General features: G+C 49.8%; 8 protein-coding genes. 6 read left to right on the top strand and 2 right to left on the bottom strand.

Annotated features, from left to right (window positions below; genetic code table 11):
• Positions 1–44: 44 nt before the first annotated feature.
• A complete protein-coding gene (locus ACNKIB_RS03660; protein ID WP_417909192.1) occupies positions 45–530 on the bottom strand; it encodes a DUF6010 family protein in 486 nt (161 codons plus the stop codon).
• 455 nt (positions 531–985) lie between these two features.
• Between ACNKIB_RS03660 and ACNKIB_RS03665 the strand changes: the two genes are divergently transcribed.
• The 6 genes from ACNKIB_RS03665 to ACNKIB_RS03690 all read left to right on the top strand — a co-directional run bounded on the left by ACNKIB_RS03665 (position 986) and on the right by ACNKIB_RS03690 (position 6,575).
• Complete coding sequence (locus ACNKIB_RS03665) at positions 986–1,432, top strand: CARDB domain-containing protein (protein ID WP_417909193.1); 447 nt, start codon at positions 986–988, stop codon at positions 1,430–1,432.
• A gap of 730 nt (positions 1,433–2,162) precedes the next feature.
• Positions 2,163–3,215: a hypothetical protein gene (locus ACNKIB_RS03670; RefSeq protein WP_417909194.1), complete on the top strand. Its 1,053-nt coding sequence runs from the start codon at positions 2,163–2,165 to the stop codon at positions 3,213–3,215.
• Between the two features lie 442 nt (positions 3,216–3,657).
• Complete coding sequence (locus tag ACNKIB_RS03675) at positions 3,658–4,719, top strand: hypothetical protein (protein ID WP_417909195.1); 1,062 nt, start codon at positions 3,658–3,660, stop codon at positions 4,717–4,719.
• 113 nt (positions 4,720–4,832) lie between these two features.
• Entirely contained in the window at positions 4,833–5,396 is a 564-nt protein-coding gene (locus ACNKIB_RS03680) for a hypothetical protein (protein ID WP_417909196.1), read from the top strand.
• 316 nt (positions 5,397–5,712) lie between these two features.
• The gene (locus ACNKIB_RS03685) at positions 5,713–6,075 is read left to right on the top strand and encodes a hypothetical protein (protein WP_417909197.1); all 363 of its coding nucleotides are present in this window, start codon (positions 5,713–5,715) and stop codon (positions 6,073–6,075) included.
• A gap of 98 nt (positions 6,076–6,173) precedes the next feature.
• Positions 6,174–6,575: a hypothetical protein gene (locus tag ACNKIB_RS03690; RefSeq protein ID WP_417909198.1), complete on the top strand. Its 402-nt coding sequence runs from the start codon at positions 6,174–6,176 to the stop codon at positions 6,573–6,575.
• A gap of 34 nt (positions 6,576–6,609) precedes the next feature.
• Here ACNKIB_RS03690 and ACNKIB_RS03695 read toward each other — a convergent pair whose 3' ends face one another.
• Positions 6,610–7,512, bottom strand: a complete 903-nt coding sequence (locus tag ACNKIB_RS03695) for a polyprenyl synthetase family protein (protein ID WP_417909200.1) — start codon at positions 7,510–7,512, stop codon at positions 6,610–6,612.
• Positions 7,513–7,849 lie beyond the last annotated feature (337 nt).

Below are 7,849 nucleotides of genomic sequence, written 5' to 3' on the forward strand. Positions count from 1 at the left end.
CTTGACGAGGTGCTGACCTTGCTGCGGCCAGCCGCTGATGAGGGTTACGCCAAGGCTGTCGTGCTGGTAGCCCAAGCTGCTTGCCACTCTTTGCGGCGCGTCCAGAAATACACCGCGATGAGAACGTCATAGGTAAGGCAGAAGAAGCCATACGCCAAAGGAATAGACGTAAACTCCCACGGCAGGTCGCCTGCATGAGCCTCGAATTCATGAAAGATATCCCAGAGACCATGTAGGGCATAGCCGACCATCAGTGCGGCAGGAACTCGGATACCGATGAGACCGAGAAGAGCAAAGAACAGTGCTGCCACCATCTCCGAACCCCACGCCGCATCAGCCCCGAAATAGACGGTGAACACCAAGTAAAATCCGGCAATGATCGAGAGAAACACCCCGAAGAAGATTTGTTCAACCTTTGGTGTAAAGAACAGCTTTGATAAATATATTGAGCCAAGTACCGTCGTACTGCCAATAAAGCTGTAGAAGAATGCGATCAGCGCAAAGCTGATCATGCTGGCTGTGATTTCCATTTCCTTCCTCCTTAATAATGATTGAAGCGTTCACAACGGAGTTGTGATTTCTGATCATGAGCCTATCATCACTTTTCATGATTGCACGTGAATATCATTCAGTCAAGGGATAGTTTTACACGATGACAAGGTAGCCTCCTGACTCACCTTGCTCATGCCGTCAAGCAAGCCCCGCTTTTCCTACCCAGCAGTCACGCCCAATACACCTGCATTGCCTCGAGCAACATTGTTGTATTTTCTTGCCCGACATGAGCCAGCCTTCTGTGGCTCTCTGCAATTCCGTCACGCCTGTCACGCTGCCTGGTGACACCGTAAATAATCGTCTTGCCTAGGCCGAGAAAAAGATGCTACAATACTACAGTGAGGTACTTGCGTAAGCACTTCTAGCAAGGGGTGTTAAGCACGAAGGCCTTGGATTGTCAAGCTCATGAAAAGTAAAATTGGAGGAGAATACTATGATGAAATTACTTGTGACATGGCTCGGCGGCATAGTCGTCCTGCTTACCGCTGTCTCGGTTCAGGCAAATCCTATTCAAGAACCATTGAAATCCCATCCCGGCTGCCCTGACTTAGTTGTCCAGTCGATCAACACACCTGGATGGGATATTGCCACAAGCAGGTCTGTGATCAAGGCAGAGATCAAGAATATCGGGATCGGAGAAGCCGAGAAAACTCTTGCTCGGCTCATGGATCCCTATACATCTCAGCACATTGGAGTCCCGCACACTGATGTAGCTGAAACACCTGCCTTACTGCCTGGCGCGAGCGCAACAGTCGTCTTCCATCTTCCGTACTGGCCGTATGATCCCACTGCTGATTTTACGGTAACTGCGGACTACAAAAACACGCTCAAAGAGTGCAAAGAGAAGAACAACGTCAAATTGTACAACCCTCTTAACTAACGCTAGGCTCTACGCCAGGCATATCCGTATAATTTACCTTTTGTCGCTCGACGTTTCCCAAAAATGTCGAGCGACATTTTTATTTTTTATCGAGCGATGTTTCTCAAATTTGTCGCTCGATGTTTTTTCTTTTTGTCGAGCGAGAAGCTCACCCTCCCTCGCTCGAGACTGCCACCTTACCTCGCTCGACACTCACACCTTACCTTGAGCGATACTGTGTAAGAACCTCGCTCGACGTTTTTAAAATTTATCGAGCGAGGTTTCCCAAAAATGTCGAGCGACGTTTTTGGATTTTGTCGCTCGATGTTTTTCAGCTCCCTCCCTCGACAGCTGCTGCCCGACTCGGGCAAGGGGCTGTGCCTACAAAGAGTTGTCGCAGAAAAGCCTTGGCGCATTCGGCCCGCAGCAGAAGAGAGATAGGGATAAACAAGTACCTCGAAGTGGTCAAGATGATACGGAATAGGTACTCAGGCTGGGGCATAGATATCTTGGGCTTGTTTCCCTGTTGCGATCCAATCGCTCTCCGCAAAGAGCCTTGCGCTGGGTGGATGTATTTGCATAGTTCCATTGAGCGCAATACAGGAAACTTTCCCTGAATAATCTTCTTGACAGATAGGAAAAGCGTGCTGTATTCTTTTAATATGATGACAGTTACCTTGCGGGCGTGTCGTTCAAGTGTGATTAATACTACTTAAAGTTTATATTCTGCTTAGAGCAGAAGGAGTATAATATGAAGACTCTTAGCAAGAAGGTTTCTTTTGTCTGCATGGGTATTGTCTTTGGCTCCATGCTGTTTACCCACGCTTCTATGGCTAGTGCAATTGTAAACGGTGATTTTGAAGCTGGGAATATAGATTTCTCCAGTGACTACAGCTTCTCTCCAGGCAATCTTTGGCCAGAGAGCAGCTACGATGTACTCGCTGATCCTTGGACAGCGCACGGCAATGCGACCTCTTTCGGCGATCATACCACTGGCACAGGACTCATGCTGGCTGTCAATGGCGCAACAACACCTGGGCTTGCCGTATGGTCGCAAACCGTTACCGTTACTCCAGGCACAGATTACGTATTCTCAGCCTGGCTTGCCAGCTGGGTCCCTAGTTCCCCGGCAGAGTTACAGCTCTTAGTGAATGACATCCCTGTTGGTGCCCCCTTTACAGCTCCCTTAACAGCTGGACTCTGGGAGCAAGTCTCAATACCATGGCATTCTGGGGCTGACATTTCAGCAACACTCAAGATCGTTAATCTCAATACTGCTGGTGGCGGCAATGACTTTGCGCTGGACGATATCTCCTTTGAGAGTCTCACTCCGCCACCACCAACATGTGATGGCGAACCTGCGGATGTCACTGGAATCATCTTGACAAGAGCCGGAGCACTTAACGACCAGGCCCAGTTTAAGTTAAAGCAGGTGACAGGCATTAAGAATGCGGCAACCGAGGCAGCGAGCCAAGGGCTTCCTTTGCACTTTGAGATTGGCGCATGTGGCAGCCCATTGCACACGATCTCCTTCCAGGGGCCAGAGCTTAATGTAAGCTACTTGAACTTGCGCGTTACTCAGGGTAACGTAGATGTCGTGCGGTGTGTATTCAATACAGAAGAATGTGTGATTAACCTTAAAGGCCTTGATTTTGACCCAGGTATTCTTCCTGGCTTGCTCGACCCGGACGTACTCGTGACGCTCAAAGTGGGCAATACAGTGTACATTGATGACAGCCCTGGTGGCTGGACGCAGGCTGACAGTGGCGCAATCGGTAGCTGGACGAAGTACATAAAGGATTAAACCTGGATCACTGCGAGCATGGCTGGATTGCAGGCCGAGAAATCCAGCCCCTCTCGCTCAATACGACCACTCTCCCTCGCTCGACAAGCATGTCTTTTGTCGAGCGATATTTTTATTTTCTCTCCTTTGAGTTCTCCCCTTCCCTCCCTCGATGATTTCTAAATGACTCGAGCAAGGGACTTTGCCGGGAAAGGACGAGCGCAGGCAACCGCAGCTTCATCCTCGAGTCGTAAATTCATTTTATCTTACACGAGAAGAATTCTCATTCTTTCATGAGAGACTTTCCCGTGCATCACTTCTCGTCTCATTGCATATTCAAGAGAAATGATGAATTTGTTCTTGACTCTCTTTCGAGCGAGTGCCATTCTCTGCCTTATCATTCAGCAGATAGGTAAGCAGCTTTTCCCTTCTTCTTTCTTTATTTTTATGTAGGAGAACAGTCATGCCGACTATTCAATGGCGACCCGCTGTCAATGCCCTCACCGTTCCCCAGTCCTACAAAATCGTTCACGTACCCAAAAATACGGCCGGGTACAGCGAGATAGCAGCTGATCTTGCAGCGGCAAACCCCAGCTGGAACGCGGAGATGGTCGAAGCCATCTTGCGGGCAATGCCTAAGGCGATTCAGGCACGTCTGCTTAATGGTGAACAGGTAACATTTGAGGATGCCTTTACCTATCGCGTCTCTTTTCTTGGTAAATTAGACGCACCTGATGACCCGCTTCCTGACCGCGACGACTTAATCCAGATCAATGTCCACGTTTCAGCTGCGTTCATGCGCGAGTTCCGTCATGCCGCCCAGCTCGAGCGGCTCGCGCCGACGCAAAAACTACCCTTGATTGCCGCTGCTGAGGATACGCGCTGCAAGTTGCATGACGTGCTCAATCCCAAAGGGGTGTTAAAGCTGACAGGCTCGAATCTCTTCTTTGAAGAGGACGTGGAAGGCTGCGGCTGTGTGATTGAAGGCACTCGCAGTGGCCGGACTGTGCAGAGCCAGTTTGCCCTAATTAGCAATACGTCCGTGCTGTTGGTGCCAGATATCCCGATTCAGGAAGCCTCTTGGAATAATGAATACAAAGTTTCCATTACCACGCAATATACTGAGCATGGCTTGTTGCGCACAGGTGTTTACGAGCGTAAGTTGCGTTCGCCCTTGACTTTGTTCGGGCAGGGCAATGAAGGAATACTCACAGACAATGCTGCTAGTCCCTACGTGACGGTTACGAGTGCCATTATCAATGCGGATGAGATGCTGCGTATCCAGGCGATCCTCGATATTCATGCAGACCATCTCCTGTTCAACCTGATCGACATGGAAGAAGGCGGCAAGGCAGGCCCGGTCGTGACCGTGACAGACAAAGGCGTTTACACCTTGCAGGGCTTCGCAGATTCGGCGGTTAGTAGTCTGGAAATACGGGTGGATAACTACCTCGATCTGGTTAAGATGATACGGAATATGTACTCAAGCAGGGTCGTGGATATCTTGGATATGAAGACGACGTAGCAGGAAGATTTGTTCCCTGCTGCGTTCACAGAGGATTTGCATGAGAGAATAGGTCTCTGATGCAGGGCACGTGATGTGCGAGAGTATTATATAAGTAGGAAATGATGAATATCATGAACAAGAAGGTTTCTTTTGCAGGAATGAGCTTGGTGTTAGGAGCAATGTTGTTTGGTAGTGCTTCTTTTGCTGGAACAGATGAGATCCCTATGGATGTCACAGGGATAGTTTTAACTAGAACTGGAGCACTTAACGATCAGGCACAGCTCAAGCTGAAGAATGTGACAGACATTAAGCAAGTTGTAACTGATGCAATAAACAACGCCAAGAACGATCCATCTGCACCACCATATTTGATCGTTGATGTTAGCTCTGGTAGCACTCAAATAGCAAACGTTATCATACCTCTTGTCTATCTTGACCTTAACCTTGGCAATGTGCAATTTGCTTATAGTGGGACTCAGGGTCGCTCCCTATTGAGGTGCGTGTTCGATACACAGGAATGTGTTCTTGGACTCTACAGCACAGATTTTATCCAAGAGCTTCTTCCCAATATGACTGCAAACGACGTAATCGTGAAGATGACAGTGGGTGACACTGTTTACGTTGATAGCAGCCCAGGTGGCTGGGACCAGGTGAATAGTGGAAACGGAACCTGGACGAAGTACATAAAGAATTAACGAGCAGCTGTATCACTGAGCCTCTCGGCTGGATTTCAGAAAGAGAAATCCAGCCGCTACGCTTGGTTGTACCTCGCCCAAAATGCTTCCCGTATCCCTTCCCAAGATGCGCCCGATCTGTCCAGCCCCATCGAACGTATCGCTCCGGGGCATACGCTCGATGGGGCTGGGCTGCATCCGGTGTAAAAGATATCTCGCCTTTTTTTCCCAGGCTCTGCAAAAAGAAGTTGACAAAATAACTCTCGAGTTTTAAGCTGCTACTTACATTTCCTCACGCTCTTCCGCCTTTTCTTCTCACCTTTACTGGAGAACAGTTATGGCGACCATCCGCTTGCAGTCTAAAGGTAAGATCTCTGCCGCGCCCGTTTCGTATAAAAACACTCGCTCTGGATATGGTAAGAAGGTTGACCTTGAGTACCTTGTTGCTAAACTCGCGGCAGCTCATCCAGACTGGGATAAAGAGATGATCAGGACTACCCTGACCTATCTATTCAAAAAGATTACGCAAGACCTAATGGAAGGCCGACAGGTGCTCCTGGGTGACAATATGCTCTTTCGGCTGTTCTCTCGTGATGGGCAGCTGCTGACACCGGGCGAGCTTGGCCCAGAGGATGAGGGACTCTTCAAGGTCGATGTTGTCTATGATCCGCCCTCGCCTGATCCGAAGAAAAACAGCTAACAAAGCAGGGTGGTTGAGCTGGATGTGCAGCGCACTCTCGCAACTATAGTGTACATAAAGAAGCAGGAACAACAACACAAAAGGAGGAAGCTCAAAAAATGACTACGAAAAAAAGGTTGGCAATACTTGCAGCAGCTGGTGCCCTGCTGACATTGACGGGAGGAACAGTATATGCGGCTAATGTTTGCTGTACAGCAGGAACAGTGAAGGCGGCTGGTTCTGTATATTATAATTTTACTACTGGATTCACAGTTAAAGGTTCTCACAGTGCTACGCTTACCTGCGATCAAGCACTTCCTGACTGGGATGGTTCGTTAAGAAAATTTGAACTGATCGGCACTACTAAAGACGCAATGCTTGCTGCCGCTTTGACTGCCCTTGCTGATGATAAGAAGGTGGCATACTGTCTTACCGATGCAAAGGAACCGTCACTACTACCGAAAAAAAACCAATACGGCCATGTCGTGGTATTGGAGGCAACGGATACACCTCTACAGTAAGCATCTACATCCTGCGCACTAGCCGCGTAGCAACTCAATTCATCCGGCTAACGATATAGCGGGCCAACGCACGCAGCGGTTCGGCCCGCTGATCAAAGCATTCCAGTGCAGCCACAGCCTGATCTGCCGCCTCCAAAGCCAAGGAGCGCGTTTTCTCTACCCCAAAAAAGGCCGGATACGTTGCCTTGCCCAACCACATGTCACTGCCTGCGGTCTTGCCAAGTTGCTCTGTGGTTGCTGTTGCATCAAGTAGGTCATCAGTGATTTGAAAGGCCAAACCAACGGCCTTGCCATACTCGGTCAAGGCTTGCAACTGCCCTGCATCCGCGCCACCGCCAATCGCCCCCATCTGCACCGCCGCCGTGATCAGTGCACCGGTCTTGGAGCGATGAATGGTCTTGAGTAGCTCAAAGGGAATCTTTTTTTCCTCGCTGGTAATGTCGAGATACTGCCCTCCAACCATGCCCAACGGCCCAGCAGCCTGAGCTAGTACGGCAATTAAGCGCAGGCGTACTGCCGGAGCCGGGCCAGGAAACTTCTCGCTACTGATCAACTCAAAGGCATAGGTCAGCAGACCGTCGCCTGCCAGAATCGCCTCTGCCTCACCAAACTTTTTATGGCAAGTAGGTTGGCCCCGCCGCAGGTCGTCGTTGTCCATTGCGGGTAAATCATCGTGAATCAGCGAGTAAGTATGAATGCACTCCAAGGCACAGGCGGCAGGCAGAAGCAGTTCGTCCACAGCTGGTTCTGGTGCATCGCTGACACAGTGGGCCGCCGCGAGGCAAAAGATCGGTCGCACCCGTTTACCGCCGACAAAGAGACTGTAGCGCATGGTCTCAAGGTGCGCGGCGAAATCACCCTCGGCAGCCAGCATGTATTGCTGCAATGCCTGTTCGACAATCTGCCGCTGCGCCTTCAGATATTCTTTTATCTCCAACATAGGTTATCAGCCTGCATAATAGAACGGATGAAAAACGAGGATAGGCCGTGTACCTGGCTTGCCATTGCATTCCGGGAGCAAAATCGGCCCCCAGCGGTTCTCTGGCGAAAAGGGGGCAAGCAGAGAAAACGGTTTATGTTACCGCAAGAACAGGGCTGCTGCAAGAAAACTCAGCCATAATTTAAATAAGTAAACCCCCGGCTTTGCCGGGGGACTCCCGAAAGTTTGACAGTTCCGGGAGAATATGGAAGTCTCGCTATTCTGAACCGCTCAAAGTTCAAGAAGAGGAGACTTCCATGTACGACAGCCAAAATCTAAGCCTAAGCCACACCAA

The sequence above is a fragment of the Candidatus Electronema sp. PJ genome (assembly GCF_048287395.1).
GTDB lineage: Bacteria > Desulfobacterota > Desulfobulbia > Desulfobulbales > Desulfobulbaceae > Electronema.

What these genes read in the sequence shown, in the direction of transcription:
- ACNKIB_RS03660 (WP_417909192.1), bottom strand. Translation starts at nt 530, where the DNA reads ATGGAAATCACAGCCAGCATGATCAGCTTTGCGCTGATCGCATTCTTC.
- ACNKIB_RS03665 (WP_417909193.1), top strand. Translation starts at nt 986, where the DNA reads ATGATGAAATTACTTGTGACATGGCTCGGCGGCATAGTCGTCCTGCTT.
- ACNKIB_RS03670 (WP_417909194.1), top strand. Translation starts at nt 2,163, where the DNA reads ATGAAGACTCTTAGCAAGAAGGTTTCTTTTGTCTGCATGGGTATTGTC.
- ACNKIB_RS03675 (WP_417909195.1), top strand. Translation starts at nt 3,658, where the DNA reads ATGCCGACTATTCAATGGCGACCCGCTGTCAATGCCCTCACCGTTCCC.
- ACNKIB_RS03680 (WP_417909196.1), top strand. Translation starts at nt 4,833, where the DNA reads ATGAACAAGAAGGTTTCTTTTGCAGGAATGAGCTTGGTGTTAGGAGCA.
- ACNKIB_RS03685 (WP_417909197.1), top strand. Translation starts at nt 5,713, where the DNA reads ATGGCGACCATCCGCTTGCAGTCTAAAGGTAAGATCTCTGCCGCGCCC.
- ACNKIB_RS03690 (WP_417909198.1), top strand. Translation starts at nt 6,174, where the DNA reads ATGACTACGAAAAAAAGGTTGGCAATACTTGCAGCAGCTGGTGCCCTG.